The sequence below is a fragment of the Streptomyces sp. NPDC048636 genome (genome assembly GCF_040650655.1).
GTDB lineage: Bacteria > Actinomycetota > Actinomycetes > Streptomycetales > Streptomycetaceae > Streptomyces.
Genome location: NZ_JBEZHR010000003.1, coordinates 87,034 through 112,885 on the forward strand (window position 1 = coordinate 87,034; position 25,852 = coordinate 112,885).

21 protein-coding genes, 1 pseudogene and 1 riboswitch are annotated in these 25,852 nt (G+C 71.7%); of the genes and pseudogenes, 6 read left to right on the forward strand and 16 right to left on the reverse strand.

The genetic code is table 11. The features are described from left to right. The first annotated feature begins 3 nt into the window (after positions 1–3). On the forward strand, positions 4–1,284 hold the full coding sequence (locus AB0C66_RS11005; protein ID WP_362435812.1) for a VanZ family protein: 1,281 nt from the start codon (positions 4–6) through the stop codon (positions 1,282–1,284). Here the strand turns inward: AB0C66_RS11005 and AB0C66_RS11010 are convergent. Continuing rightward, positions 1,250–3,076 carry a metallophosphoesterase gene (locus AB0C66_RS11010; protein ID WP_362436632.1) on the reverse strand — a complete coding sequence of 609 codons (1,827 nt, stop codon included), beginning with the start codon at positions 3,074–3,076 and terminating at the stop codon, positions 1,250–1,252. The two genes, AB0C66_RS11005 and AB0C66_RS11010, sit on opposite strands and share 35 nt — an antisense overlap. Before the next feature lie 111 nt (positions 3,077–3,187). Next, on the reverse strand, positions 3,188–3,439 hold the full coding sequence (locus tag AB0C66_RS11015) for a hypothetical protein (protein ID WP_362435814.1): 252 nt from the start codon (positions 3,437–3,439) through the stop codon (positions 3,188–3,190). A gap of 250 nt (positions 3,440–3,689) precedes the next feature. Between AB0C66_RS11015 and AB0C66_RS11020 the strand changes: the two genes are divergently transcribed. Then, on the forward strand, positions 3,690–4,901 hold the full coding sequence (locus AB0C66_RS11020; protein ID WP_362436634.1) for a D-alanyl-D-alanine carboxypeptidase: 1,212 nt from the start codon (positions 3,690–3,692) through the stop codon (positions 4,899–4,901). Between the two features lie 49 nt (positions 4,902–4,950). Here AB0C66_RS11020 and AB0C66_RS11025 read toward each other — a convergent pair whose 3' ends face one another. The 3 genes from AB0C66_RS11025 to trpS all read right to left on the reverse strand — a co-directional run bounded on the left by AB0C66_RS11025 (position 4,951) and on the right by trpS (position 8,054). Continuing rightward, positions 4,951–5,922 carry a YihY/virulence factor BrkB family protein gene (locus AB0C66_RS11025; protein ID WP_362435816.1) on the reverse strand — a complete coding sequence of 324 codons (972 nt, stop codon included), beginning with the start codon at positions 5,920–5,922 and terminating at the stop codon, positions 4,951–4,953. Between the two features lie 324 nt (positions 5,923–6,246). Next, positions 6,247–6,846, reverse strand: a complete 600-nt coding sequence (locus AB0C66_RS11030; protein ID WP_362435818.1) for a 2'-5' RNA ligase family protein — start codon at positions 6,844–6,846, stop codon at positions 6,247–6,249. Between the two features lie 194 nt (positions 6,847–7,040). Continuing rightward, positions 7,041–8,054, reverse strand: a complete 1,014-nt coding sequence (gene trpS / locus AB0C66_RS11035; RefSeq protein ID WP_362435820.1) for a tryptophan--tRNA ligase — start codon at positions 8,052–8,054, stop codon at positions 7,041–7,043. A 46-nt stretch (positions 8,055–8,100) separates the two neighbouring features. Between trpS and AB0C66_RS11040 the strand changes: the two are divergent. Beyond that, positions 8,101–8,685, forward strand: a pseudogene (locus AB0C66_RS11040) (sigma-70 family RNA polymerase sigma factor); the annotation flags it as partial. A gap of 593 nt (positions 8,686–9,278) precedes the next feature. On the opposite strand, the gene glyA reads toward AB0C66_RS11040, so the two are convergent. Next, entirely contained in the window at positions 9,279–10,550 is a 1,272-nt protein-coding gene (glyA, locus tag AB0C66_RS11045) for a serine hydroxymethyltransferase (RefSeq protein ID WP_362435822.1), read from the reverse strand. 41 nt (positions 10,551–10,591) lie between these two features. Further along, a riboswitch (ZMP/ZTP riboswitch) is annotated at positions 10,592–10,689 on the reverse strand. Between the two features lie 144 nt (positions 10,690–10,833). On the opposite strand from glyA, the gene rocD reads away from it, so the two are divergent. Continuing rightward, positions 10,834–12,051, forward strand: coding sequence for an ornithine--oxo-acid transaminase (gene rocD, locus AB0C66_RS11050; RefSeq protein WP_362436636.1), 1,218 nt, complete (start codon positions 10,834–10,836; stop codon positions 12,049–12,051). Between the two features lie 11 nt (positions 12,052–12,062). Here the strand turns inward: rocD and AB0C66_RS11055 are convergent, their stop codons facing one another. From AB0C66_RS11055 to AB0C66_RS11065, 3 genes are all read right to left on the reverse strand, one after another. Continuing rightward, complete coding sequence (locus AB0C66_RS11055; RefSeq protein ID WP_362435824.1) at positions 12,063–13,247, reverse strand: glutathionylspermidine synthase family protein; 1,185 nt, start codon at positions 13,245–13,247, stop codon at positions 12,063–12,065. A gap of 3 nt (positions 13,248–13,250) precedes the next feature. Continuing rightward, positions 13,251–13,583, reverse strand: coding sequence for a hypothetical protein (locus tag AB0C66_RS11060; protein WP_362435826.1), 333 nt, complete (start codon positions 13,581–13,583; stop codon positions 13,251–13,253). Positions 13,584–13,655: 72 nt separating this feature from the next. Continuing rightward, the gene (locus tag AB0C66_RS11065; protein ID WP_362435828.1) at positions 13,656–15,095 is read right to left on the reverse strand and encodes a PLP-dependent aminotransferase family protein; all 1,440 of its coding nucleotides are present in this window, start codon (positions 15,093–15,095) and stop codon (positions 13,656–13,658) included. A 47-nt stretch (positions 15,096–15,142) separates the two neighbouring features. On the opposite strand from AB0C66_RS11065, the gene AB0C66_RS11070 reads away from it, so the two are divergent. Both AB0C66_RS11070 and AB0C66_RS11075 read left to right on the forward strand, forming a co-directional pair. Then, a complete protein-coding gene (locus AB0C66_RS11070; RefSeq protein WP_362435830.1) occupies positions 15,143–15,619 on the forward strand; it encodes a carboxymuconolactone decarboxylase family protein in 477 nt (158 codons plus the stop codon). Then, on the forward strand, positions 15,616–16,338 hold the full coding sequence (locus tag AB0C66_RS11075) for an isocitrate lyase/phosphoenolpyruvate mutase family protein (RefSeq protein ID WP_362435832.1): 723 nt from the start codon (positions 15,616–15,618) through the stop codon (positions 16,336–16,338). Before AB0C66_RS11070 ends, AB0C66_RS11075 begins: the two co-directional genes overlap by 4 nt. 86 nt (positions 16,339–16,424) lie before the next feature. Here the strand turns inward: AB0C66_RS11075 and AB0C66_RS11080 are convergent, their stop codons facing one another. From AB0C66_RS11080 to AB0C66_RS11110, 7 genes are all read right to left on the reverse strand, one after another. Then, positions 16,425–17,402, reverse strand: a complete 978-nt coding sequence (locus AB0C66_RS11080; protein WP_362435834.1) for an ABC transporter substrate-binding protein — start codon at positions 17,400–17,402, stop codon at positions 16,425–16,427. 1 nt (position 17,403) lies between these two features. Continuing rightward, complete coding sequence (locus AB0C66_RS11085; RefSeq protein ID WP_362435836.1) at positions 17,404–19,416, reverse strand: ABC transporter permease subunit; 2,013 nt, start codon at positions 19,414–19,416, stop codon at positions 17,404–17,406. 49 nt (positions 19,417–19,465) lie between these two features. Beyond that, on the reverse strand, positions 19,466–20,575 hold the full coding sequence (locus AB0C66_RS11090; protein ID WP_362435838.1) for a glycine betaine/L-proline ABC transporter ATP-binding protein: 1,110 nt from the start codon (positions 20,573–20,575) through the stop codon (positions 19,466–19,468). Next, positions 20,575–22,149 carry a GMC oxidoreductase gene (locus AB0C66_RS11095; RefSeq protein ID WP_362435840.1) on the reverse strand — a complete coding sequence of 525 codons (1,575 nt, stop codon included), beginning with the start codon at positions 22,147–22,149 and terminating at the stop codon, positions 20,575–20,577. Before AB0C66_RS11095 ends, AB0C66_RS11090 begins: the two co-directional genes overlap by 1 nt. Positions 22,150–22,336: 187 nt before the next feature. Next, a complete protein-coding gene (locus AB0C66_RS11100; protein WP_362435842.1) occupies positions 22,337–23,839 on the reverse strand; it encodes an aldehyde dehydrogenase family protein in 1,503 nt (500 codons plus the stop codon). A 137-nt stretch (positions 23,840–23,976) separates the two neighbouring features. Next, positions 23,977–24,891 carry a serine/arginine repetitive matrix protein 2 gene (locus AB0C66_RS11105; RefSeq protein WP_362435844.1) on the reverse strand — a complete coding sequence of 305 codons (915 nt, stop codon included), beginning with the start codon at positions 24,889–24,891 and terminating at the stop codon, positions 23,977–23,979. A gap of 123 nt (positions 24,892–25,014) precedes the next feature. Beyond that, positions 25,015–25,851: a hypothetical protein gene (locus AB0C66_RS11110; protein ID WP_362435846.1), complete on the reverse strand. Its 837-nt coding sequence runs from the start codon at positions 25,849–25,851 to the stop codon at positions 25,015–25,017. Between the last annotated feature and the right edge of the window lies 1 nt (position 25,852).

A 25,852-nucleotide genomic window follows, 5' to 3' on the forward strand; every position in this document is an offset into this window, starting at 1 on the left:
CGCATGCCACAAGCGCACCTCATGCCGATCACCACGGCCGCCGCTGTCTTCCCGCTGCTCGCCCTGGTGCTCCTGCTGCCGACCGCCGTTGTCCTCTACCGGCGTCACGGCGTCATGTCCCACGGCAGAACGCTGTCGCTGTGCGGCTTCCTGTACTACGCGCTGACCGCGTTCTGCATGACGGTCGTTCCGCTGCCGCGGCGGACGGCCAACATGTGCACGGGGTTCAGCGCCTTCGCCCGGCCCCAGGCGATCCCGGGCAACACCTTCGGCGACATCTGGAAGGAGGCCCACCACAAGGTCACCCCCGGGGCGCTGGTCCTCCAGAACCCCGCCGTCGCCGGAGCGCTGCTCAATCTGCTGCTCCTGGTGCCGCTCGGCGTCTTCCTGCGCTACCACGTCCGCTGTGGACTGCGGGCCGCCACCGCCGTCGGACTGGTGTCCTCGCTCTTCTTCGAGCTGACCCAGTGGTCCGGGGTGTGGGGGCTCTACGACTGCCCGTACCGGCTCTTCGACGTGGACGACCTGCTCATCAACACGGCGGGCGCGGCCGCCGGTTGGCTGCTCGCCGGGCCGCTGGTCCGCGTACTGCCCACCCTGGAGACCCTGGATGGCCGGGCGCTGGCGGCGCGCCCGGTGCCGTTCGGGCGGCGGCTGGTGGCACTGATCGTCGATCTGGCCGGGTTCCTGGTGGTCGCGGGCGCGGCGGGCGGGGCACTCGCCGACGGGGATACGGAAGGCGGACTGTGGGTGCCTGCGGGGGTGTTCCTGCTGTGGTTCGTCGTCCTCCCGCTGCGGACCGGCGCGACACCGGGGAAGCGGCTGTTGCTGCTGCGGCTGGAATCCGCCGACGGCGGCCCGCTCAACCCCGGACGCCTGGCCCTCCGCGCGGTGATCCTCACCGCGGCGGCGCTGCCACTGCTGGCGGCGATGGCGGTGGCCGCCGCGGTGGTGCCGTCGCTGTCCTCGGCTCCTGAAGTGGCCGCGCTGACCGGCCTGTTCGCCGGTGTCGACCCGTCGGCCGGCCGCGACGCGGCCCTTACGGCCCTCACCATCCCCCCGAGCGACCTCCTGATCCCCCTGACGACGCTCGCCCTGGCCCTGCGCTACGGTCTGCGCACCCTGCGGCATCCGCGGGGACTGGCCCCGCACGAGCGGCTTTCGGGGGTGCGGACGACGGCGCTGCCGCATACGCGGGCGGTGGGGGCGAAGGCATCCGCGGGGCCGTCGCCCCGCCGCCCCCTCCCCGTCAGGCCCGGAGCGATGCCAGTTCCACGACTGTGACGTCCGGCGGCGCCCCGACCCGTACCGGCGGCCCCCAGGCCCCGGCACCGCGGGTGACATACAACTGGGTGTCGCCGTACCGCTCGAGCCCGGCGACGGTCGGATTGGCCAGCGCCGCGACCAGATTGCCGGGCCACATCTGCCCGCCGTGGGTATGGCCGGAGAGCTGGAGATCCACCCCGTGGTCCACCGCGTCATGGATCACCACGGGCTGATGCGCGAGCAGCACCGACGCACGCGACCGGTCGCGGTCGCCGAGCGCCCGCCCGAAGTCCGGCCCCTCGCCCTCGTCCTCCCCCGCCACGTCGTTCACCCCGGCGAGATCGAAGCCGGGCAGCTCGGTCCGCTCGTTCTCCAACGGCCGCAGCCCCAGCTCCCGTACGTGATCGACCCATTGGCGGGCACCGGAGAAGTACTCGTGGTTACCGGTGACGAAGAACGAGCCATGACGGGCCCGCAGCCCTCGCAACGGCTCGGCGGCGGGCCCCAGATCCGCCACGCTGCCGTCCACCAGATCGCCGACGACGGCGATGAGGTCGGGGTTGGTGCGGTTGATCGTCGCGACGATCCGCCGGGTGTGGGCGCGCCCCAGGATCGGCCCGAGGTGAATATCGCTGACGACCGCGATCCGGAACCCGTGCGCGCCGCGTGGCAACTTGGCCAGCGGCACGGTCACCCGTTTCACCCGTGGCCCCCGCAGCACGGTGGCCGTCCCGTACCCCACGGTCCCCGCCGCCACGGCCGTGGCCCCCAAGGCGATCCCCCGCGCAACAACCACCCGCCGCCCGGGGCGCCCCCCGGACCCCCGCGAACCATCGGCGCCACCGGGCGCGTCGGCCGTGCCGGGCGCTTCCGGGCCACCGGGGGTGCGGGTGCTCTGCGGCCCACCGGAGTCACTGGAGACTCCGGCAGCCGCCAGCGGGCCAGGGGCCCCGGGCCCACCCGACATCGCCGAGGCGCCGGAGTCACCGGCGGCGCGGGGCACCCCCGGCCCCCCGGGCGCACCGGGGCTCTGCGGGCCGCCGGAATCGCCGGAGACTCCGGCAGCCGCCAGCTGGCCAAGTTCCCCGGGCTCGCCGGACGCCCCGGACGCCGCCGGGGCCACGGGCGTACCGGCACTCTGCGAGGCGCCCGAATCGCCAGGACCCGCAGCCGCCGCCAGCGGACCAAGATCCCCGGCCCCACCGGCAGCCCCGGACGCCGCCGGGGCGATGTCGGCACCAGCGGCGCGGGGCACCCCCGGCCCACCAGGCTCGGCGGTGCTCTGCGGGCCGCCGGAATCGCCGGAGACTCCGGCAGCCGCCAGCTGGCCAAGATCCCCGGCCCCACCGGACGCCCCGGACGCCGCCGGGGCGACGTCGGCACCGGAGTCACCGGGGGCACCGGCCGTTGCGGCCGGAACTCCGGGGCCTTCCGGGCTGCCGGGCCCACCGGGCGCTTCCGGTGCGACCGGGAGCCCGGAGGAGCCCTCGGCGGCGGCGGGCGCTTGCGGCGCGAGCGGGACGTCGGAGGCGGTACGCCCATCCCGCGAGGCGCCGAGCCGGAGCAGTAGGGGGCGCAGGGCTTCGCCCAGGAGGAGGGCGAGGGTCAGATACAGGAGCAGCGCCAGCCAGAGGTAGCCGGGCCAGGCCAATACGCGCTGGAGCGCGAAGGGCGCTCCGGCGCGGCCCGCGACCAGCGCCCCGACCGTGGTCAGTGGTAGTACGAAGGCCGCCACCGTGCCCGCGCGGCGGGCGAGGCCGCCGGGGGCCGTCGTATCGCGGATCAGCCGCAGCCACAGGTACCGGTGCACCCCCGCGAGCAGCCCGACAACGGCCAGTGCGATCAGCACGAAAAGCACGACCATCCCCGGTCTCTCCCCTTTTGTCCGCCCGTTATCCGTCCGGAACGACTAGCGAAACGACTACTCGGAGGTGTCATTCCTGCGCAGAGCGCGCAGACCACGCAACCCGATCGCCCCAATCGCCGTCCCCAAGAGAAACGAGGTGATCGCGAGCAGCAGATGCACCCAAAAGTACGCGGTGGGGTCGCCGGAGTCGTCGAAGGCCAGACCGCTGCTGTCCTTCCACAGGTTTTTGACAAAGGTGAACCAGATGACCCAGCTCCAGACCCCGAAGGCGAGCAGGAACCAGGACACGGGGCGGCTGAGCTTCATGGTCTCCAGTATGGGCGCAGCCTCGGGTACCTCCACGCGGGGGTCTGACGCCCATACGACGGCGGTCCTGTCGCCGACCACAGCAACGACGGGTACGTTCGCCAACGTGCTGACATGTTCATATGCCCCCACGGATGCCACGGACGCCACGGCCTCCACTGGCACCACCGGCGCCCCGGACGCCACGGCCCCCCGGGCCGCGACCGCCACCCGCCGCCATATCGCCGTATCGCTGACCGCCACGGCCGTCATGGTGCTGTCCGGCCTGCTGCCCGCCGCCCCCGCGTTCGCCGATGACGTGTCCGGCAGCAAGGACGGCCCCGACGCCGTGCAGCCCCCGGCCCAGATGTCCACGATCGGCGGGAAGCGGCTCGGCCGCCCCGGCACCCAGGTGGACCCGAAGGCGGGCGCGCCGCGGCTGCCGAAGGGGCTCAGCGGACGGTCGTGGCTGGTGTCGGACGCCGAGTCGGGCGAGGTGCTGGCGTCGCACAACGCCCACTGGCAGCTGCCGCCCGCGAGCACCCTGAAGATGCTGTTCGCCGACACCGTGCTGCCCAAGCTGCCCAAGGACCAGATGCACAAGGTGCTGCCGTCGGACCTCGCGGGAATGGGCGAGGGCAGCAGCCTGGTCGGGGTCAAGGAGAACTACAGCTACTCGGTCCACGACCTCTGGCTCGGAGTCTTCCTGCGCTCCGGCAACGACGCGGTGCATGTGCTCTCCGCGATGAACGGCGGCAAGCCGAAGACCGTGCAGGAGATGCAGGCGCACGCCCGCCAGCTGAACGCCCACGACACCCATGTGGTCACCCCGGACGGTTACGACGAGAAGGGCCAGGTCAGCAGCGCGTACGACCTCACGCTCTTCGCCCGCTCCGGACTCCAGAAGGCGGACTTCCGGGAGTACGCCTCGACGGCGAACGCGAAGTTCCCCGGGGAGTTCAAGAAGGGCAAGGACGGCAAGAAGACCCGCGAGAGCTTCGAGATCCAGAACACCAACCGGCTGCTGACCGGTTTCGGCATCCCGACTTACAAGGGCATCGCCGGGGTCAAGAACGGCTACACGACCAACGCGGGCTCCACCTTCACCGGGGTCGCCCAGCGCGGTAAGCGGGTGTTGCTGGTCACCGTGATGAACCCGCAGAAGTCCGAGCCGAACGAGGTCTACAAGGAGACCGCGAAGCTCTTCGACTGGGGCTTCAAGGCATCCGGCTCGGTGAACCCGGTCGGCACCCTCGTCCGGCCGGGCGCGGCGGGCGCCAACCAGAACCGGACGACCGCGCACGGCAAGGGTACGGACGAGCACACCCAGGCGTCGGTCTCGTCGGATGACGACGGTTCGGGCAAGTGGACGGCGATCGGCATCACGGGCGGCACGCTGGCGCTGCTGGCCGCGGTGGCCTACGCGGTGCACCGCCGCTGGCCGCTGCCGGAGCTGGTGCGGCGGCGCGGCGGCCGGGGCTGAGCCCGGCCCCCTCCGCTCCACCGAACAGGACCAGAGCTCAGTCGAGGGCTCAGTCGAAGGGATTGGCGGGACCGGCGGCTTCGGGCTTGGGCTTCGGCTTGGGCGTCGCGTCGGACCCGCCGCTCCCGCCCGCGCCGCCCGTCCCGCCCTCCTCGACGTTCTCCACGCTCTCCCCGGCGGACCCGGTGGCGGTCCAGGAGGCGCAGTACAGCGTCAGCTTGGCGGTGAAGTTGATCCACAGCAGCAGTGCGATGGGGACGCCGAACGCGCCGTACATGCTCTTGGCCGCCACGTCCCGCAAGTAGCTGCTCAGCAGCAGCTTGAGCAGTTCGAAGCCGATCGCGCCGATGAGCGCGGCGACCACGACGCGGCGGCGCGGCGGTTCGACCCCGGGCAGCCAGGTCAGTACGTAGCACAGCAACAGCAGGTCGGCGGCGACGGCGACCGCGAAGGCGGCGATCCACAGCAGCCAGCCGCCGATGCCGTCCTCGGGGATGCCGAGCGCCCGCGCGATCCCGCCGACGGCGGTGCCCGCGAGCGTCGAGACGGCGAGCGAGACGAGGGCGACGCCGCCGAGGCCGACCAGGACGACCGCGTCCTTGAGCTTGCGGACCACCGGATTGCCGGGGTCCTCCTCCAGCTCCCAGACGGCGCGCAGGCACTCGCGCAGCGAACCCACCCAGCCGATACCGGTGAACAGCAGCAGCGCGCCCGCGACGACCCCGATCGTGCCCGCGTTCTCGACCAGACCGCCCAGGTCGAGCTGACCGGAGATACCGGGGATCTGCTGGGCCAGCTTCGTCTGGAGCTGGTGCATCCGGGACTCGCTGAGCGTCGCGGCGCCGATCGCCGCACCGACGGCGATGAGCGGGAAGAAGGCGAGAAAGCTGATGAAGGTGATCGCGGCGGCGAGCCGGGTCCAGTGGACGCGGTCCAGCCGCTCGTAGGAACGCCAGGCGTGGGTGCGCATCAGCTGGGTGATCGCGGGGCCGACGACTGGCAGCCGGGTCAACCATTCCATGATCAGCAAGTACCCTTCTGCGCGGTTTCACCCCCCGGCACACGGTGAGCTGCACGGAAGGCCGGAGTCCGGGTTCCCCGGAACGCGTACGCATAGCGCGGCAGGCCCGTCTGATCATGACTCTCGCCGCCGACGGGACGTCAGCGGGCACACGGGCTTCCAACACACCGCCCATCACTCGTTCCGGTGAACGTGCCTGACGCGGTGTCGGGCCGTGGGCGTAGGCGTATGTGCGCGGGGGCGTACCTGCCTGGGGGGGGCGTACGAGCCTGGGGGGCGTACGTGCCTGGGGGGCGTACGGAAGAGGGCCCGGCGCGAAGGGGCCTAGCGCGAAGGGGCGGCCGGGCGGGAGAGAGCGGCCTGACGGGGCACCATCGGCGTATCTCCGTCCGTCGGCTCACCCGCCCCGAAGGGGTACTCACGGTCCAGCCGCCACACCCCGTCGGCACCCTGCTCGTAGAGGGCGAAGCCGGTGATCGTCCAGGCCGCCTCGTACTCCTTGAGCTCCGCGAACGCCCGGTCCATGGCCTCCTCGTCGATGCCGTGGGCGACCGTGACATGCGGATGGTACGGGAACTGGAGCTCACGGGCGCACGGTCCGGACGCCGCCCGGATCCGCTCCTGGAGCGCGGCGCACTCCTCCACACCCTCCACGATCTTGACGAAGACGACCGGTGAGAGCGGCCGGAAGGTGCCCGTCCCGTCCAGCCGCATCGGGAAGGGCCGCCCCTCGGCGGCCACTCCGGCCAGATGGTCCTCGATGGCGGGGAGTGCCGCGGCGTCCACCTCGGTGGGCGGCAGCAGGGTGACATGAGTGGGGATGCCATGGGCGGCAGGGTCCCCGAAGCCTGCGCGCCGCCCCTGGAGGTAGCTGCCGTACGGCTCCGGGACCGCGATCGAAACGCCGAGCGTTACGGTCCCCACTGCGTTCTCCCTCCTGGCCCTCCCGGGCTGCTGGGCTCGATGCCGCTGCACCGGTGTCAGTGTGGCGGCTGTGCCGCCTTCGCGGCTAGGTGCCTCGGTCCTTCGGCACACGGGTCCTAGGACCCCCTGGTGGGGGCCCGGCCCCGGGTGTTCGCGCTCGTCTCGCGCAGGCTGCCGGTGCCTCGTACCCGCTGTCAGTGCCTGGCGGGCAGGAAGCCCACCTTGTCGTAGGTGACGGCCAGCGTCTCGGCGGCGACGGCCCGGGCCTTCTCCGCCCCCTTGGCAAGGATCTTGTCCAACGTCCCGGGGTCCGCCAGGTATTCCTGCGTCCGCTCGCGGAACGGTGTCACCCACTCGACCAGGACCTCGGCGAGGTCGGTCTTGAGCGCGCCGTAGCCCTTGCCCTCGTAACGCCGCTCCAACTCCGGGATGGCGGCGCCGGTCAGGGTCGAGTAGATGGTCAGCAGATTGCTGACGCCGGGCTTCTTCTCCTCGTCGAAGCGGATCTCGGTCTCCAGGTCGGTGACCGCGCTCTTGATCTTCTTCGCGGAGACCTTGGGCTCGTCGAGGAGGTTGACGATGCCCTTCGGGGTGGACGCCGACTTGCTCATCTTGATCGTCGGGTCCTGGAGGTCGTAGATCTTCCCGGTCTCCTTGACGATGTACGGCGCCGGGACGGTGAAGGTCTCCCCGAAGCGGCCGTTGAACCGGTCGGCGAGGTCGCGGGTGAGCTCGATGTGCTGACGCTGGTCCTCGCCGACGGGGACGTGGTTGGCCTGGTAGAGCAGGATGTCGGCGACCTGGAGGATCGGGTACGTGAACAGGCCGACGGTCGCCCGGTCGGCGCCCTGCTTGGCCGACTTGTCCTTGAACTGGGTCATCCGCGACGCCTCGCCGAAGCCGGTGAGACAGTTCATCACCCATCCGAGCTGCGCGTGCTCGGGCACATGGCTCTGGATGAAGAGGGTGCAGCGGTCCGGGTCGAGACCGGAGGCCAGCAGCTGGGCGGCGGCGAGACGCGAGTTGGCGCGCAGTTCGGCCGGATCCTGGGGGACGGTGATCGCGTGCAGGTCGACCACGGTGTAGAACGCGTCGTGGGTCTCCTGGAGCGCGACGTACTGCCGGATCGCACCGAGGTAGTTCCCGAGGTGGAAGGAGCCTGCGGTGGGCTGGATACCGGAGAGCGCACGGGGACGATCGAGGACCATGGCACCCATTCTCTCAGGTGTGGAACCCGACTCCGTCCGCCGGTGTATGAAAGGTGTGAGGACGACACGGAGGGCGCGGGAGGGGGACCTCGTCGCGCGGGACGAAGCGGGGATCATCGCGCGGGTGCGCGCCGGGGAGACCGAGGCGTACGCGGAGCTGATGCGGGCGTACGCACCGGTGGCGCATCGCACGGCGGTGCTGCTCGGGGCGGGTGCCGATGCCGAGGACGTGGTGCAGGACGCCTTTGTGAAGGCGTATCTGGCGCTGGGCGGCTTCCGCGGCGGGGCGGCGTTCCGGCCGTGGCTGCTGCGGATCGTCGCCCGGGAGACCAGCAATGCGATCCGCTCGGCGCGTCGGCTGCGGTCGGCGGTCGACCGGGAGGGGGCGCTGGCCGGGGCCGCGACCATACCGGAATCGGACGACCCGGCCGCGATGGCGATGGCGGGTGAGCGGCGGACCCGGCTGATGGCCGCCCTGGACCAGCTGAGCGCGCCACAGCGGCGGGTGGTGATCTACCGCTATCTGCTGGATCTGGACGAGGCGGAGACGGCGGAGGCGCTGGGCTGGCCGCGGGGCACGGTGAAGTCCCGGCTGAGCCGTGCGCTGAGACGGCTGGAGTTGCTGCTCGGTCCGGAGACGGAGGAGTCGGAGCGGGACCGGAGCGACCAGGGCGCGTGTGGTGCGCGTGCCGGGCGGAGTGCGCGGGGCGGGCGGGATGCCCGTGCCGCGCGGGGAGGCGGACCATATGGCCGGAATACGGGAGGCGGGGCCGGGCGGCGGCCCGGCCGGGCTGCCGGAGGAGTTGCGGGCGCTGGGGCGCGCGCTGGACGGGCCGCCGGGCGTGTCGCCCCGGGGCGAGCCGGATGAGCCGGACGGGCCGGGTGAATCGCATGGGGGCGAGACGGTGGTGGAGCGGGTGATGGCCCGGATCATGGGCCTGCCGGTGCCGGTGCCGCCGGATCGCGGGCGGATCCGGGAGGAGCAGTGGTGGCGGGCCATACCCGGCCTGTCGGCCGGGCAGGGCACCGTCAACGCTGTGAGCTCCGTGAGCGGTTCCGGGACTTCCGGGAGCCCTGGCGGCCCCGGGAGCTCCGGCGGCCCCAGCAGCCCCGGGAGTTCCGGCGACCCTCGGAGCCCTGGGAGCCCTGGGAGCCCTGGGAGCTCCGGCGGCTCTGCGAGCTCCCTGGGCTCCGGTGGGTCAGCGGGTGACTCAGGGGGCGAGGTCAGTCGGTCGGCAGACCCGGGGCCGGGTGGGCCGCCATCAGCTCGGCGACCTCGCTCCTGATCTTGGCGAGACCGGCCGTGTCACCGCTCCTGGCGGCGGTCACCCCGCGGTCGATCCAGTCGGCCACGGCGGTCATCTGCGCGGTGCCCAGTCCGCGAGAGGTCAGGGAGGGGGTGCCGATGCGGATCCCGGACGGGTCGAAGGGCTTGCGCGGGTCGAAGGGCACGGTGTTGTAGTTCACCACGATCCCGGCCTCGTCCAGGGCCTTGGCCGCCACCTTGCCCGGCACCTCCTTGGGGGTGAGGTCCATCAGGATCAGATGGTTGTCGGTGCCACCGGAGACCAGGTCGAATCCGCGGGCGAGCAGCGCCTCGGCCAGGGCCTTGGCGTTGGCGACCACGGCGTGGGCGTAGTCCCGGAAGGCGGGCTGGGCGGCCTCGTGGAGGGCCACGGCGATGGCGGCGGTGGTCTGGTTGTGCGGACCGCCCTGGAGCCCTGGGAAGACGGCCTTGTCGATGGCCTTGGCATGGGTCTCGCGGGCCATCAGCATCGCGCCGCGCGGGCCGCGCAGGGTCTTGTGGGTGGTGGTGGAGACGACGTCGACATGCGGCACCGGGGAGGGGTGGGCCCCACCCGCGACCAGTCCGGCGATATGCGCGATATCGGCCACCAGCACGGCGTCCACCTCGCGGGCGATCTCCGCGAAGGCGGCGAAGTCGATCGTGCGGGGCACGGCGGTGCCACCGCAGAAGATCAGCTTGGGCCGCTCCTTGCGGGCCAGATCCCGCACCTCATCGAAGTCGATCATGCCGGTGTCCTGGCGCACCCCGTACTGGACACCGCGGAACCAGGAGCCGGTGGCGGAGACGCCCCAGCCATGGGTGAGATGGCCGCCCATCGGCAGGGACATACCCATCACGGTGTCGCCGGGCTCGGCGAAGGCGAGATAGACGGCGAGGTTGGCGGGTGAGCCGGAGTAGGGCTGGACGTTGGCGTGGTCCGCGCCGAAGACGGCCTTGGCGCGGTCGACCGCCAGGGTCTCCACCTGGTCGATGACCTGCTGGCCCTCGTAGTAGCGGCGGCCAGGGTAGCCCTCGCTGTACTTGTTCTGGAGCACCGTGCCCGACGCCTCAAGTACGGCCCCGGAGACGTAGTTCTCGCTGGGGATCAGCCGCAGGGTCTCGGACTGGAGCAGTTCCTCGGCGCCGACGAGGGCGGCGAGTTCGGGGTCGGACGCGGAGAGGGCGGGATGGGAAAGGGGCAGGCTCATGGCGATCCTCCGGGGCGATCGGTGGTGATCCGGTCGTGCTCCCGGGGTGCCCAGGCGGGCGGCACCTCGTGGCGCTGGGGCCGCACACCGCTTCCTCGTGGTCGCTTCCACGCTCGGCTCGCCAGTCACGGTGCGCACCCCCACTCTAGTAGGCAGCCCCTCCCTCGCGGACTGCCGGCCCGAGCCGACCCGCCGTCCCGGCCGAGACATGGCCCGGCCCCGAAGGGAGTACGCGTTGTCCAGCCCCGACCCCAGCACCCCCCGCACGCCCGGCACCGCCCGCATCACCCCGCGCACCCGGCGCGCCCTGGCGGCGGCGGAGGCCCATAGCGCGCACAACTACCACCCGCTGCCGGTGGTGATCGCGTCGGCGGAGGGCGCGTGGATGACCGATATCGAGGGCCGCCGCTATCTCGATCTGCTCGCCGGGTACTCCGCGCTCAACTTCGGGCATGGCAACCACCGGTTGATCGAGGCGGCCAAGGCGCAGCTGGAGCGGGTCACGCTCACCTCGCGCGCCTTCCATCACGACCGCTTCGGGGCGTTCTGCGCGGAGCTGGCGCGGCTGTGCGGGATGGAGATGGTACTGCCGATGAACACCGGGGCGGAGGCGGTCGAGACGGCGGTGAAGACCGCCCGGAAGTGGGGTTACCGGATCAAGGGCGTCCAGGACGGCCGGGCAAGGATCATCGTCGCGGAGAACAACTTCCACGGCCGGACGACCACCCTCATCAGCTTCTCCACCGATCCGGAGGCCCGGGCCGGCTACGGCCCCTACACCCCCGGCTTCGAGATCGTTCCGTACGGCGATCTGACGGCGATGGAGGCCGCGATCGACATGGCCCCGGCGGACACCGTGGCCGTGCTGCTGGAGCCCATCCAGGGCGAGGCGGGGGTGCTGGTGCCGCCGCCCGGCTATCTGGCCGGGGTCCGGGAGCTGACCCGGTCGCGGAAGGTGCTGTTCATCGCGGACGAGATCCAGTCCGGGCTGGGGCGCACCGGGGCGACCTTCGCCTGTGAGCAGGAGGGGGTGGTCCCGGATGTCTATGTGCTGGGCAAGGCGCTGGGCGGCGGGGTGGTGCCGGTGTCGGCGGTGGTGTCCTCCGCCGAGGTGCTCGGGGTCCACCGGCCCGGGGAGCACGGTTCGACCTTCGGCGGCAATCCGCTGGCCTGCGCGGTCGCCCTGGAGGTGATCGCCCTGCTGCGGACCGGGGAGATCCAGCGGCGGTCGGCGGAGCTGGGTGAGCGGCTCCACCACGAGCTGGGGCTGCTGAAGGCGGCGGGGCGGGTGGACGAGGTGCGCGGCCGGGGGCTGTGGGCGGGGGTGGACATCCCCGCCGCCCTGGGCACCGGGCGGCAGGTTTCCGAGCGGCTGATGGAGCGCGGCGTTCTGGTCAAGGACACCCGTGGCGCCACGATCCGGATCGCCCCGCCGCTGGTGATCGACGAGGAGGATCTGCTGTGGGGTCTGGAGCAGCTCAGGGCGGTGCTGTCGGCGTGAGAGGACGCGGATCAGAGGATCACATGCGGCAGGAAGCGCGCGTACTCATCGGTGATCAGCCCCGCCGACTCCCGGATGCCGAGCCCGGCCGCCTCGTCCTCCACGACCCAGGCGCCGAGCACCACCCGGTTGCCGTCGATATCCGGCAGCGGGGCCAACTCCTGGTAGCAGCACGGCTCCTCGCGGACCACGGGCTCCTCCCCCGGCCGGTGCACGGTGACCCCCGCGCCCTCCCGGCCGAGCAGCGGCTTGGCCACATAGCCCGTCGTCCGGGCCAGTTCACGGGGGCCGTCGAGATAGGAGGGCAGCAGATTCGGATGACCGGGGTAGAGCTCCCAGACCACGGCCAGCAGGGCCTTGTTGGAGAGCAGCATCTTCCAGGCGGGTTCGATCCACAGGGTGGATCCGGTGCCGCCGCCGTTGTCCAGCGTGTCCAGCACATGCGAGCCGAAGCGGTCGGTGACCAGCCACTCCCAGGGGTAGAGCTTGAAACAGGCGCGGATGAAGCCGAGTTTGCGGTCCACGAAGCGGCCGGAGAGCCCCTGCCAGCCGATGTCCTCCACGGAGATCGCCTCGGTGGCCAGCCCCGCCTGTTCGGCCGTCTCCCGCAGATAGGCGACCGTCATCAGGTCCTCGCCCAGTTCATCCCCGGCCGAGTGCGCGAAGTACAGGGGGGTGCCGGGCGGCAGCAGCGCGGCCTGTCCGCGCCAGGCGTCCACCAGCCGTTCGTGCAGCGAGTTCCACTGGTCGGCGCCGGGGAAGCGGTCCTCCATCCAGAACCACTGCGCACTGGCCGCCTCCACCAGCGAGGTCGGGGTGTCGGCGTTGTACTCCAGCAGTTTGGGGGCGGAACCACCGTCGTAGCGGAGGTCGAACCGGCCGTAGACGCTGGGCTGTTCGGCCCGGCGGTACCAGGACTCGGCGATCAGTCCGGCCAGCCGGGGATCGTCGATGCCCAGCTCCCCGAAGCGGTCGCGCTCCACGATGTGCCCGGCGGCCGCCAGACACATTCGGTGCAGCTCCTCCACCACCTCCTCCAGCGCCTCGACCTCGGACAGCGAGAAGGAGTAGTAGGCGCTCTCGTCCCAGTAGGGGCGCAGCGAGCCGTCCGGGTAGCGGGTCAGCGGATAGATGACCCCCTGTTCCTCGACCGTGGCCTGCCAGCCGGGGCGGGGGTCGATCGTATGGCGCTTCATGGCTCAGCCGCCGCCCGAGCCGGAGCAGCCGAAGCCGCCCCGGTCGGCGGCCTGGCTCTTGTCGAAGGTGCCGTAGTCGGCCCAGCGGCCGGTCACATCGGCGTCGTAGTACCAGTCGCCGTCGATGCCCTTCTTGCCGCGCTTCGTGGCGGTCGAGGAGCCCTTGCAGGCGCTGGAGTCCACGATGCGGTAGCCGTTCAGCGCGTCGTAACTGTCGCGGTCCACACAGCGTTTGTCCGGTTCGGAGCCGCAGGAGGTCAGGGCCGCCGCCAGCGCGCCCATACTGCCCAGGATCACCGTGCTCGACCGCAGTCGGCGTGGAATTGCGCGCGCCATCGAATGTCCTCCCCCGTGGTGTGGACCGTCCACCCTAGAGGGGTTGATCATCCATCCGTGCGCCGGGGTCGCTCAGGGCAGGACCCGGCACAGCGCCTCGATCGCACCCGAGAAGGCGTGGTCAGGAGGGGTTCCGTAGGCGAAGACCAGCGCGTCCCGCAGCTCCTCTCCGGCCTCCGGATGCCGGAAGCGGGCCAGACCGTGCAGGGCCAGCCCCTGCCAGGCCGCGCCCTGGACGACCGATCGCTCGGTGCCCGGCGGGAGTTCGAGCACCGCGTGCAGCCCGGCCGCGATCCCGGTGACCTCCACCTCCGGGGCCCGGTCGGCAAGCGCCGCCACCAACTGGTCGCGGCGGCGCCGGTAGCGCAGCCGCATCCCGCGCAGATGGCGGTCGTAGCCGCCGGAGTCCATGAACTCCGCGAGGGTCAGCTGGTCCAGGGCGCCCGACTGCCACTCCCCCGTCCCCTTCAGCGCCAGCAGCGCGTCCATGAGATGGTCGGGCACCACCATCCAGGCGATCCGCAGCCCGGGCGCCAGGCTCTTGCTCGCCGTGCCCAGATAGACCACCCGCTCCGGGTCGAGCCCCTGGAGCGCCCCGACCGGCTGGCGGTCGTAGCGGAACTCCCCGTCGTAGTCGTCCTCCAGCACCAGTCCGCCGGTCCGCGCGGCCCAGTCCACCACCGCCGCCCGGCGGTCGGGGTCGAGCGAGACCCCGGTGGGGAACTGGTGCGCCGGGGTCAGCAGCGCGGCCCGTACCCCGCTCCGCCGGTCCAGCTCCGCCACGTCCGCGCCGTGGCCGTCCACCGGCAGCGGCACGGTGTCCAGTCCGGCCCGGCGCATCACGTTCCAGTGGAGGTCCAGCCCGTACGACTCGACCGCCACCGCCCGGTGTCCGGCCTGCCGCAGCACCCGGCTGAGCACCGCGAGCCCCTGGATGAACCCCGCGCAGACCACGATCCGTTCGGGCGCGGCCCGTACCCCACGGGCCCGCGCCAGATAGTCGGCCAGTACCCGGCGCAGCTCGATCCGGCCGCGCGGCTGCCCGTAGCCGAAGGCCTCGCTCGGCGCGGCGGTGAGCGCGCGCCGGGCGGCGGAGAGCCAGGCCGACCGGGGGAAGGAGGCGACATCCGGCGACCCGGGCGTCAGGTCGTAGCGGGGCCGGGCGGCGGCCCGGGGTGTGCGCGGCGGTGCGGGCTCCGCCGGCACCACCCGCCGTGCCACCCGGGTGCCCGAGCCCTGGCGGGCGGTCAGCCAGCCCTCGGCCACCAGTTCCCCGTAGGCGTCGGCCACCGTGTTGCGGGCGATGCCGAGGTCCACCGCGAGCGAGCGGGAGGAGGGCAGCCGGGTGCCGGGCGCGAGCCGCCCCTCGCGTACCGCATCGCGCAGCGAGCGGACCAGCGCCGCCCGCACCCCCGCTCCGCCGCCCCGGTCCAGTTCCAGATGCAGATCCGCGCCCGCCACATGGGCGCCCCTCGCAGGTGCCGAGGAGCGATTGGCCCAGGAATCCTCCATGGGAATGGACCATACCGCTGGGCTACTGGAGCTCTAGCGTGGAGGTCATGACGACGCACAAAAGCACCGAAAGCACACCCCGGATGCACTTCGCGCAGGCCGCGCCCGAGGTCTACAAGGCCATGGTCCAGCTCGACGCGGCGGCGCGTAAGGGCCTGGACCCGGAGCTGGTCGAGCTGGTCAAGATCCGTGCCTCCCAGATCAACCACTGCGCGTTCTGCATCGATATGCACATCAAGGACGCCCGCGCCGCGGGGGAGTCCGAGGAGCGGATCTATCTGCTCAACGCCTGGGAGGAGGCCGGGGAGACCTACACCCCCAAGGAGCGGGCGGCGCTCGCCCTGACCGAGGCGGTCACCGTCCTGACCGACGGCTTCGTCCCGGACGAGGTCTATGACCCCGCCGCCACCCACTTCGAGGGCCAGGAGCTGGCCCAGCTGATCGCGATGATCCTCACCATCAACGCCTGGAACCGGATCGGCGTGACCACCCGCATGGCCCCCGGCGCCTACACACCCGGATGACAATGGACTTCCGCACGCTCCACCACCATGCGACCACCGAAGCACCGCTGGTCCTCCCGGGCCCGTGGGACGCCGCCTCGGCCCGCGTCTTCGCCGACACGGGCTTCCCCGCCCTGGCGACGCCGAGCGCGGGGGTCTCGGCGGCCCTCGGCCATGACGACGGCGGCACCCCACCGCAGGAGATGTTCGACGCGGTGGCCCGTATCGTGCGCGCCGTGGACGTACCGGTCTCGGCGGATATCGAGAGCGGCTATCGGCTCGCCCCGCCCGAACTGGTCGAACGGCTCCTGGAGACGGGCGCCGTGGGCTGCAATCTGGAGGACTCCGAGGCGGGCCAGCTCCTCGATCCGGTGTACCAGGCGGACCGGCTGGCGGCGGTACGGGCCGCGGCGGGACCGGAGTTGTTCCTCAACGCCCGCGTCGACACCTTCGTCCACGGCCGGGGCGACATCGACGACGCCCTCGCCCGCGCCCGGCTCTACGTCGAGGCGGGCGCGGACGGTATCTACCCGATCATGGCGCCGCCGGAGCTGCTGCCCCGGCTGGCCGCCGCGATCGATGTCCCGCTCAACGCGGCGGCGTTCCGCCCGGACGGCCCCTCCCCCGCGGAGCTGGGCCGGCTCGGCGCGACCCGTGTCACCTTCGGCCCCCGGCTCCTCCGCGAAACGATGGCCCACACCGCGCGGTTGGCCCGATCCCTGCGGAGCCGACCGGACTGACGGACTGACCGGGGAGAGCGCGGCGCCCCCGCCGGTCATCGACCGGCGGGGGCGCGCAGCATGGAAACCGGGTCACCGCGACTGCGTCACGGCAGCCACTTCTTCCACACCTCCGGGTGTTTCTTGACCCACTTCTCGGCCGCGTCCTGCGCGGAGAGACCGTCCGAAGCCACCATCTCCGAGACCTCGTTCTGGTCGTCCTTCGTCCAGTGGAACTTCTTCAGGAACGCCGCCGCCTTGCCGCCCTCCTTCGCGAAGTCAGCGTTGAGGTACTTCTGAAGCGGCGTGGTCGGGTACGCGCAGTCGAAGCTCTTCGGATCCTCGGCGCCCTTCTCGGCGCACTTGTCCGTGTACTTCGGCAGCTTCACCTCGACCATCGGCACCTGGTTGAACAGCCACTGCGGCTCGTACCAGTAGGTCAGGAACGGCTTCTTCGCCTTGGCGAACTGCTTTATCTGGGTGATCTGCGCCGCTTCCGAACCCGCGAAGATCACCTGGTAGTTCAGCTTCAGGTTCTCCACCAGCGCCTTGTCATTGGTGACATAGGACGGCGAACCGTCCAGGAGCTGGCCCTTGCCGCCGCTCTCCGCGGTGCGGAAGGTCTTCGCGTACTTGTTGAGGTTCCTCCAGTCCAGGACGTCCGGATGCTTGTCGGCGAAGTACTTCGGCACGAACCAGCCGATATGGCCGGTGACACCGAGACCTCTGCCCTTCGCGATCGTCTTCTTGTCCTTGACGTAGCGCTGTTCCTGCTCCGGGTGGCCCCAGTCCTCCAGGATGGCGTCCACCCGGCCCTGGCTCAGCGCGTCCCACGCCGGAATCTCGTCCACCTGGACGGTGTCGACGTGGTAGCCCAGCTCATGCTCCAGCAGATACTGGGCGACGGCCACGTTGGCCTGTGCCCCGACCCAGGACTGGACGGAGAGCGTCACGCTCTTCGCGCCGCCCACATTGGCGTACGGCGAGGACTGCTTGCTCATGTCCGCCGCGCCGCAGCCGGTCGCGGTGAGCAGGACCGAGGTCCCGAGGGCGGCCATCAGCACCTTGTTCCGTGTGCGTGCCATGTCAGGACCCCTTCTTCTCACGCCGGGAGGTCGGCTGTGTCACCCGGTCCAGCATCAGACCGAGGCAGACGATCGCCGCACCCGCGACCAGACCGGTGGCCAGATCGCCCTGCGCCAGGCCGAACAGCACGTCGTAGCCGAGCGCGCCCGAGCCGACCAGGCTGCCGATGACGACCACGGCCAGCACCAGCACCACACCCTGGTTGACGGCGAGCAGCAGTGCCGGGCGGGCCAGCGGCAACTGGACCTGGCGCAACTGCTGCCCCCGGGTGGCGCCGAGCGAGCGCGCCGCCTCCAGCGCGGCCGGGTCGACGTTCCGGAGCCCCTGGGTGGTGATGCGGATGACGGCGGGCAGCGCGTAGACGATGGCCGCTGCCGCCGCCGGGGCGCGGCCGACGTCGAACAGCGCGACCACGGGGATCAGATACACAAACTGCGGCATCGTCTGGCACACGTCCAACACCGGTCGCAGCAGCCGCTCCAGCCGCGCGCTGCGCGCGGCCCAGATGCCGATCGCGAAACCGAGGATCAGCGTGACGACGACGGCCGCCAGCACCTGGGACAGGGTGTCCAAGGACGACTGCCACACGCCGAGCACGCCGATCGCGGCCATGGCGCCGGTGGCGGTCAGCGCGGTGGCCCAGGTGCCGACCAGCCAGGCCAGTGCCGCGACGATCAGCAGGACTCCGTACCACGGGATGCCCTGAAGCCCCTCGCGCAGCGGGTTGAGGACCCACTTGAGGTAGTCCCCGGCCCAGTCGGCGGTGCCGCCGATGACCGGCACTCCGGTGTAGAGGTGGTCGACTATCCATTCCTTGAACCGGTTGACGGGCTCCTCGATGGCGACGGTCCAGCCGCCCGGCCAGGTCTGGGAGCCGATCAGCCGTCCGGCGACGGTGATGACAGCGGTGATCACCGCGACGCCCGCCCACGCGGGCCAGCCGCGCAGCAGCCGGGGTCCGCCCTCGGCCGGGGGCGCGCCGAGCCGCTCGCCAGCCGATCCGACGGTGCGGTCCATCACGACGGCGAGCAGGACGATCGGGATGCCGGCGGCGAGCGCCTTTCCGACATCGACGGTCGACAGCGCCTGGTAGACGCGGTCACCGAGACCGCCACCACCGATCACGGACGCGATCACGGCCATGGACAGCGCCATCATGATCGTCTGGTTGACGCCCAGCAGCAGTTCCTTGCGGGCCAGCGGTAGCCGGGCCGACATCAGTCGCTGCCGCCAGGTCGCGCCGAGCGAGGCCACGGCCTCCAGCACCCCGGCGTCCGCGCCGCGCAGGCCGAGGGCGGTGAGCCGGGCCATGGGCGGAGCCGCGTAGATCACGGTGGCCAGCACCGCGCCGGGCACACCGTTGCCGAAGATCATCACGACCGGCAGCAGATACGCGAACGCGGGCAGCACCTGCATGGTGTCGAGCACCGGCCGTTGCGCCCGGTACGCCCATTCCGAGAGGCCGCCGGCCAGGCCCAGCAGCCCGCCGATGACGACGGACGCGGTGACGGCGACGGCCATCAGCGCGAGCGTCTGCATCGTCGGCACCCACATGCCCAGCAGTCCGCAGACGGCGAAGGACACGAGGGTCGTCACCGCGACCCGCACCCCGGCGACCCGCCAGGCGACCAGGGTCAGACCGGCGGTGACACCGGCCCAGCCGAGGGCCAGCAGGGCGACGTAGACGGCGCGGACGCCGATGATGATGGCCTGGCTGATGTGGCCGAAGAAGTAGAGGAAGATCCAGTGGCTGTCGCGGTTGTCGAGGATCCAGTCGCTGGCCTTCTCCAGCGGACCGGAGACATCGACGGTCAGCGCGCCCGGCCAGCTTCCGCTGTGCCACGTGGCGTGTGCGAGCGGCACCAGCACGGCGGCCAGCACCAGCAGCAGCGCCAGCTTGCGGACGGCGTGATGACCGGCGGCCAACCGCCACAGGCTCGGCCGCTCCTCGGTCTCAGGGGTCTGCGGGGCCGCGGTCTTCTCGGCGGCCGGGGACGTGGTCGTGGCGGTCATACACACCTCCCGGTGTCAGCACGCCCCCCGGCGGCCCGATGCGCTCTTCTCATGCGGCACCCGCCTTGGCACGGCCGTCCTCGCGGTCCAGTCCGGCGACCACGTCGAGCAGACAGGCGTGGTCGACGACGCCCAGGCAGCGGCCGTCCTCGACGACGCGGGCCGGTCCGCCGGTCCTGGCCACGGCCTCGATCGCGTCGGCCACGGTGGTGGTGGGCGCCAGCGCGGGGCCGTCCTCGGCCTCCCCGCCGACCGCGGGGCGCATCGCCCGTCGCACGGTCAGCACCTGCTCACGCGGCACATCGCGGACGAAGTCCCGTACGTAGTCGTCGGCCGGGGAGCCGACGATCTCCTCGGGGGTGCCGAGCTGGACGATCCCGCCGTCGCGCATCAGCGCGATCCGGTCGCCGAGCCGCAGCGCCTCGCTGAGGTCGTGGGTGATGAAGACCATCGTGCGGCCCTCTTCGTGGTGCAGGCGGATGACCTCTTCCTGCATATCCCGGCGGATGAGCGGGTCCAGCGCGCTGAACGGCTCGTCGAACAGCAGCACCTCGGGGTCGACCGCGAGGGCGCGGGCGAGTCCGACACGCTGCTGCTGACCGCCGGAGAGCTGGCCGGGGCGGCGCCGCTCGAGACCGGTGAGACCGACCTTCTCCACCACCTCGGCGGCCTTGGCGCGGCGTTCGGCCTTGCCCACGCCCTGGATCTCCAGACCGTAGGCGACGTTGTCCAGCACCGAGCGGTGCGGCAGCAGTCCGAAGTGCTGGAAGACCATGGCGGCCCGGTGGCGGCGCAGATCGCGCAGCCGGTTCTTGTCCATGGCGAGCACATCCTCGCCGTCGATGCTCAGCTCACCGGCGGTGGGCTCGATCAGCCGGGTCAGACAGCGCACCAGGGTGGACTTACCGGAGCCGGACAGCCCCATGACCACGAAGACCTCGCCCGGCTGGACGTCGAAGGAGACGTCCCGGACGGCGGCGGTGCAGCCGGTGCGGTCACGCAGCTCCGCCGCGGAAAGCTCGGCCTCCGCCGAGCCGGGTATCCGGTCGGCCTTGGGTCCGAAGACCTTCCACAGGCCACGGACGGAGAACACGGGCTTGCCGTTGTTCTCGGACTTCTCAGGGGTTTCGGGGGTCTCGGGGACCAGGGTCGCGGACATCAGGCGTCACCTCCGGGAGCGGGTTGCGGGGCTCGGTCCCGGGATCGGTGCCGGTCCTGGGTGAGCAGTTCTGCGCACTTCTCGCCCACCATCAGAACGCCGATCATCGGGTTCACCGCGGGCATGGTGGGGAACACGGACGCGTCGGCGATACGTACGCCGTCCAGTCCGCGAATCCTCAGGTCGGGGCCGACCACGGCCTGCTCGTCCGTGGTGGCGCCCATCCGGCAGGTGCCCGCCGGGTGGTACACGGTGTGCGCGACCTTACGGGCGTACTCGCTGATCTCCTCGTCCGAGGTGATCTCCGGCCCGGGGCACACTTCGCGCTTCAGCCAGCCCGCGAGCGGTTCGGCCTTGGCGATCTCCCGGGCGATCCGGATGCCGTCGACCAGGGTGCGGCCGTCGTAGTCCTCCTCGTCCGTGAAGTAGCGGAAGTCCAGGGCGGGCTTCACGGCCGGGTCGGCGCTGGTGAGGTAGAGCCGGCCGCGGCTGCGCGGCTTGGGGATGTTGGGGGTCATCGACACACCGTGCTCGGGCTTCTCGTAGCCCAGCCGCTCGGGGTTGTCGGTGAACGGGATCTGGTAGAAGTGGAACATCAGGTCCGGACCCCGGGATTCGGGGTCGCGCCGGATGAACAGACCCGCGTCGGAATCCATCGCGGAGTTGTCCGGGATCGGGCCGTCCGTCTCCCACACGATCACCGACTCGGGGTGGTCGAGCAGATTCTCGCCGACGCCCGGCAGATCGTGGACGACCGGGATGCCCAGCGCCTCCAGATCGGCCTTGGGGCCGATACCGGAGTGCATCAGCAGCCGCGGGGTGTCCACCGCGCCCGCGCAGACCAGCACTTCGCGCGCCGCCTCGACCAGGAGTTCCTCGCCGTCCTTGGTGCGCACCCGCACCCCGGTGGCACGGCCGGTCTCGTCCAGCTCCAGCCGGTACGCCCAGGTCTCCAGCATCAGATGGAGATTGGGCCGGTCCAGGAAGGGGTGGAGATAGGCGACCGACGCCGAGGAGCGCTTGTTGTCCTCCGGGTGGTAGGCGAGGTCGAAGAAGCCGACGCCCTCGTGGAACGGCTTCTTGTTGAAGCCCTCCACCCGCGGCACCCCGGCGGCGACCTGGGCGGCCTCGACGAAGTCACGCGCGATGGCGTTCCGGTCCTTCTCGTCGACCGCCACGATGTTGTTGCGCAGCCGGTCGAAGTACGGGTCCATGGCCGTGGCGTCCCAGCCTTCGGCACCGGCCTCGGCCCACTCGTCCCAGTCGCCCGGCAGCGGCTTGAAGGAGATCAGGGTGTTGTGCGAGGAGCATCCGCCGAGCACCCGCGCCCGGCTGTGCCGGATGTGGGAGTTGCCGCGCGGCTGCTCGGTGGTGGGGTAGTCGTAATCCAGGTCGCCACCGAGCAGACCGAGCCAGCGGCGCAGGGTGAGGACATCGGGGCGGTCCGTGTCGGTCGGCCCACCCTCGATGACGGCGACGCGGATGTCCGGGTCCTCCGTGAGCCGGGAGGCGATCACCGACCCGGCGGTGCCGCCGCCGATCACGACGTAGTCGTAGCCTTCAGGTACGGACATGGTGGGGGTTACTCCTCGCGGTCTTGCAGGGGCCCGCGACAGCGCGGGCCGTGGGGCCGACGCCCCTGGGGGTGGGGGTGGATCTCGGTGCGGAACCGCCGGACGCCCTCACCGGACGCGGCCGGACCCTGGTCCTCGGGGCGGACCGGGCCCGGCGCTGCCCGGAAGGGGCGTCGGCGATGACGTGTCAGCCGCCGAACCAGCGCACCGGGCTGGGCCGCAGGTTCTCGTAGACATGCTTGGACTCCCGGTATTCGGCCAGCCCGGACGGGCCGAGCTCACGCCCCACCCCGGACTTACCGAATCCGCCCCATTCGGCCTGCGGCAGATACGGGTGGTAATCGTTGATCCACACGGTGCCGTGCCGCAGCCGCGCGGCGACGCGGCGGGCCCGTGCGGTGTCGGCGGACCAGACGGCGCCGGCGAGTCCGTACTCCGTGTCATTGGCGAGTGTGACGGCCTCGTCCTCGGTCTGGAAGGACTCGACCGTCAAAATCGGCCCAAACGTCTCCTCGCGCACCACCCGCATCTCGCGGTGGCACTGATCGAGGATGGTCGGCAGGTAGAAGTAGCCGGTGGCGGGACGGACCGAGGACGCCTCGGGCTGCTTGCCGCCGCAGCGCAGCAGCGCGCCCTCCTCCAGCGCGGAGGCGACATACGCCTCGGTCTTGTCCAGCTGCTGGGCGGAGACCAGGGGGCCGCATTCGACGCCCTCCTCGGTGCCGCGGCCCAGCTTGATCTTCTCGGCGCGACGGGCCAGCTCGGCCACGAAGCGCTCCCGCACCGACTCCTCGATGATCAGGCGGGCACCGGCGGAGCAGACCTGGCCGCTGTGGATGAACGCGGCGTTCAGCGCCTGGTCGACGGCGGTGTCAAAGCCCTCGGCGGTGGCGCAGGCATCGGCGAAGACCACATTGGGGTTCTTGCCCCCGAGCTCGAGGGCGACCTTCTTCACGGTCGGCGCGGCGGCCTGGGCCACCTTGGTCCCGCTGACCAGGCCACCGGTGAAGGACACCAGGTCCACATCCGGGTGCTCGGACATCCGGGCGCCGACGGGGTCGCCCGCACCGGTCACCACATTGGCCACACCGTCCGGAAGCCCGGCCTCGGCCAGCAGCTTCACCAGGTGGACGGTGGACAGCGGGGTCACTTCACTGGGCTTGATCACGAAGGTGTTGCCCGCCGCCAGCGCGGGGGCCACCTTCCAGCTGGCCTGGAGCAGCGGATAGTTCCAGGGGGTGATCATCGCGCAGACGCCGACCGGCTCATGGACCACGACGCTGTGCACATCGGGGGTGCCCGCGTCCACCACACGCCCGGCGGATTCGCCCATGACCAGCTCGGCGAAGTAGCGGAAGGCGTTGGTCACGTCATCGACGTCGACCCGGCCCTCCTCCAGGGTCTTACCGGTGTCCCGGCTCTCGATGAGCGCGATGGTCTCCCGGTCGCGCTGGAGCAGATCGGCCACGCGTCGCAGCAGCGCGGCCCGCTCGGCCACCGGGGTACCGGGCCAGGGGCCCTGGTCGAAGGCGCGCCGCGCGGCGGCGATGGCCGCGTCGGTGTCTTCGGCGCCACCCTCGGCTACCACGGCGAGGGTCTTGGCGTCCGCGGGGTCGAGGACCTCCCGCTGCGCGCCGGATGCGGCCGCCCGCCACACCCCGTCCACATGAATGGTCTCGACTGCCGACACGTCGTTCTGCCTTCCGGTTCTGCGGTCTTTCCCACTGGCCACGCCAGCAACAAGGACCCCTAACCCAAAGGGGCGAACGTATGCGTACTTCATCAGGAAAAGTGGCCGGGCTCACGTCACGGGGGGTTGCGGTCCGGTCACGAAGCTGTGCAGTAGGCCGTGGGGCAGAAGGTGTCCAGGGCCGCCTGGTGGACCTCCTGCTCACTCGCCCGGTCCCCGGAAGCACCGATGACCAGCACCGCGTACATCGTGCCGCCGGGTGCGGAGAAGCGCCGGTCCATGATCCGGCGGTGGCCGTCGCTGGTGCTCCGGTACGTGTACTCCAGCTCGGCGGGGTCCATCGCGGCGGTGCCGAGCGGAGCCAGGGTGACCTGCTCATAGTCGCGGTGGCGGGAGGCCAGCCGCTCGGCCTCCCGGGCCGACTCGTACGGGGTGGCCTCGGGGCCGTGCAGCTCGAAGACCTGGATCTTGGTGCTGCCGTCGGACGAGGTGTAGAAGACGCTGGGGCCCTCGACGGTGCGCTCCCAGCCGTCCGGGACAGCGAGGTGGAACCCGGCCGGATCGCTCTGGGTGCTGTACCCCGCGGGCGGATCGCCTCCGGTGAACGACGGCGAGGAGGAGGACGGGGAGGACGGCGTCCCGAACGGGGTGGCCGACGGCGAGGGCACCCCCGGCAGATCCGTGGGCACATCCGTGGGCGCCCCGGTCTCGGGGGCGGGTGTGGGCAGGCTGTCCGGCGACGGGACGTCCGGGGCCGCGGTCGGCGAGGGGCTCTCGGTCACCCCCGGCAGCGGACCGGCCCGGTATCCGGTGTCCCCGTCATCCCCGAACGCCACCCAGCCGGAGAACGCGGCCCCCACGGACAGGAAGACCGCGACGGCCAGCGCCTGGAGGACCCGACGGGCGTCGGCACCCGCCACCGGCGGAGGCGGTGGCGGCTCCCACTGCGGCGCACCGGCCGGCGGGGGCTCCTCCCACTGCCATGCGGCGTCCGGCCGCTGTCCCTCACCGTCCGGCCCCTGCTGCCGGTCCCCCGGCCCCCCGTGCTCCATGAACGCCCCCCATAGCGGAACTCTTCTGCCGATAAGGCGAGTTAGCCGACATACGGAGAACCCAGTATGAGGGACATCGCCCGCTCTGCCACCGTCTCGATACCGGATACTTCGCCGGATGCCCTAGGGGGTGTCCGACCCCGCCGGGCAGTACGCGGTGGGGCAGAAGGCGTTGAGCACGATCCCCTGCCGCTTCCGCTGGTCCGGCCAGTCCTCGGCCGGGCCCGCCACCAGCACCGCGTACTGCACTCCGTTCCGGCCGGAGAAGGCGCGGTCGAGGATGCGGCGCTTGCCGAACTTCTCACTGCGGTAGCCGTATTCGAGCTCGGCGTCCGCCCCCGCGCCGGGACCGAGCCGCTCCAGCCGGTAACGGTGGTAGCCGGGGCTCTGCTTCAGCCCCGTCTCCGCCTTCCGCAGCGCCTCGTACGGAGTGACCTCCGGCTCGGTCAGCGCGAACACCTGGATCAGACTGCTGGCGTCGGACGACTCGTAGAACACGCCCGTATCGCGCTTCACACGCTGCCAGCCCACCGGGACATCGAGGGTGAACCCCTCCGGATCCCTGGTGCGCGCATAACCCGCCGGTGGCGCACCGCCCGCGTCCGGGCCCCCGTCCGAGGAGACCGACGGCGATACGGACGAGGGCGCCGACGAGGGTTCGGACGAGGGGACGAACGACGGGGAGGCCGATGGAACGGGCACACCGTCCCCACCGGGCCATTCCGCGCTCGCGGTGGAACCGCTCCGGACCGGGTCATCGCCGCCGTCCCCGTCCACCAGCTTCCAGACGCCGAAGCCGATTCCGCCGACCAGCAGCACGGCGAGCACGGACAGCAGCACCACACCCTGATAAGGCCAGGGCGCTCCGCCGCCCGGAGCCGGTGGCTCCGTGCCTTCCCCCATCCAGTGCTGCGCCTCCTCGTCCCAGCGGGGGCCGTGCCCGCCGCCCGGGGTGGTCATC

Excerpts from the sequence above, each read along its gene's own strand:
- AB0C66_RS11055 (WP_362435824.1), bottom strand. The coding sequence starts at position 13,247 with ATGAAGCGCCATACGATCGACCCCCGCCCCGGCTGGCAGGCCACGGTC.
- AB0C66_RS11070 (WP_362435830.1), top strand. The coding sequence starts at position 15,143 with ATGACGACGCACAAAAGCACCGAAAGCACACCCCGGATGCACTTCGCG.
- AB0C66_RS11065 (WP_362435828.1), bottom strand. The coding sequence starts at position 15,095 with ATGGAGGATTCCTGGGCCAATCGCTCCTCGGCACCTGCGAGGGGCGCC.
- AB0C66_RS11075 (WP_362435832.1), top strand. The coding sequence starts at position 15,616 with ATGACAATGGACTTCCGCACGCTCCACCACCATGCGACCACCGAAGCA.
- AB0C66_RS11060 (WP_362435826.1), bottom strand. The coding sequence starts at position 13,583 with ATGGCGCGCGCAATTCCACGCCGACTGCGGTCGAGCACGGTGATCCTG.
- AB0C66_RS11015 (WP_362435814.1), bottom strand. The coding sequence starts at position 3,439 with ATGAAGCTCAGCCGCCCCGTGTCCTGGTTCCTGCTCGCCTTCGGGGTC.
- AB0C66_RS11105 (WP_362435844.1), bottom strand. The coding sequence starts at position 24,891 with ATGGAGCACGGGGGGCCGGGGGACCGGCAGCAGGGGCCGGACGGTGAG.
- glyA (WP_362435822.1), bottom strand. The coding sequence starts at position 10,550 with ATGAGCCTGCCCCTTTCCCATCCCGCCCTCTCCGCGTCCGACCCCGAA.
- AB0C66_RS11025 (WP_362435816.1), bottom strand. The coding sequence starts at position 5,922 with ATGGAATGGTTGACCCGGCTGCCAGTCGTCGGCCCCGCGATCACCCAG.
- AB0C66_RS11110 (WP_362435846.1), bottom strand. The coding sequence starts at position 25,851 with ATGACCACCCCGGGCGGCGGGCACGGCCCCCGCTGGGACGAGGAGGCG.
- trpS (WP_362435820.1), bottom strand. The coding sequence starts at position 8,054 with ATGGTCCTCGATCGTCCCCGTGCGCTCTCCGGTATCCAGCCCACCGCA.
- AB0C66_RS11090 (WP_362435838.1), bottom strand. The coding sequence starts at position 20,575 with ATGTCCGCGACCCTGGTCCCCGAGACCCCCGAAACCCCTGAGAAGTCC.
- AB0C66_RS11080 (WP_362435834.1), bottom strand. The coding sequence starts at position 17,402 with ATGGCACGCACACGGAACAAGGTGCTGATGGCCGCCCTCGGGACCTCG.
- AB0C66_RS11085 (WP_362435836.1), bottom strand. The coding sequence starts at position 19,416 with ATGACCGCCACGACCACGTCCCCGGCCGCCGAGAAGACCGCGGCCCCG.
- AB0C66_RS11095 (WP_362435840.1), bottom strand. The coding sequence starts at position 22,149 with ATGTCCGTACCTGAAGGCTACGACTACGTCGTGATCGGCGGCGGCACC.
- AB0C66_RS11005 (WP_362435812.1), top strand. The coding sequence starts at position 4 with ATGCCACAAGCGCACCTCATGCCGATCACCACGGCCGCCGCTGTCTTC.
- AB0C66_RS11020 (WP_362436634.1), top strand. The coding sequence starts at position 3,690 with ATGGTGCTGTCCGGCCTGCTGCCCGCCGCCCCCGCGTTCGCCGATGAC.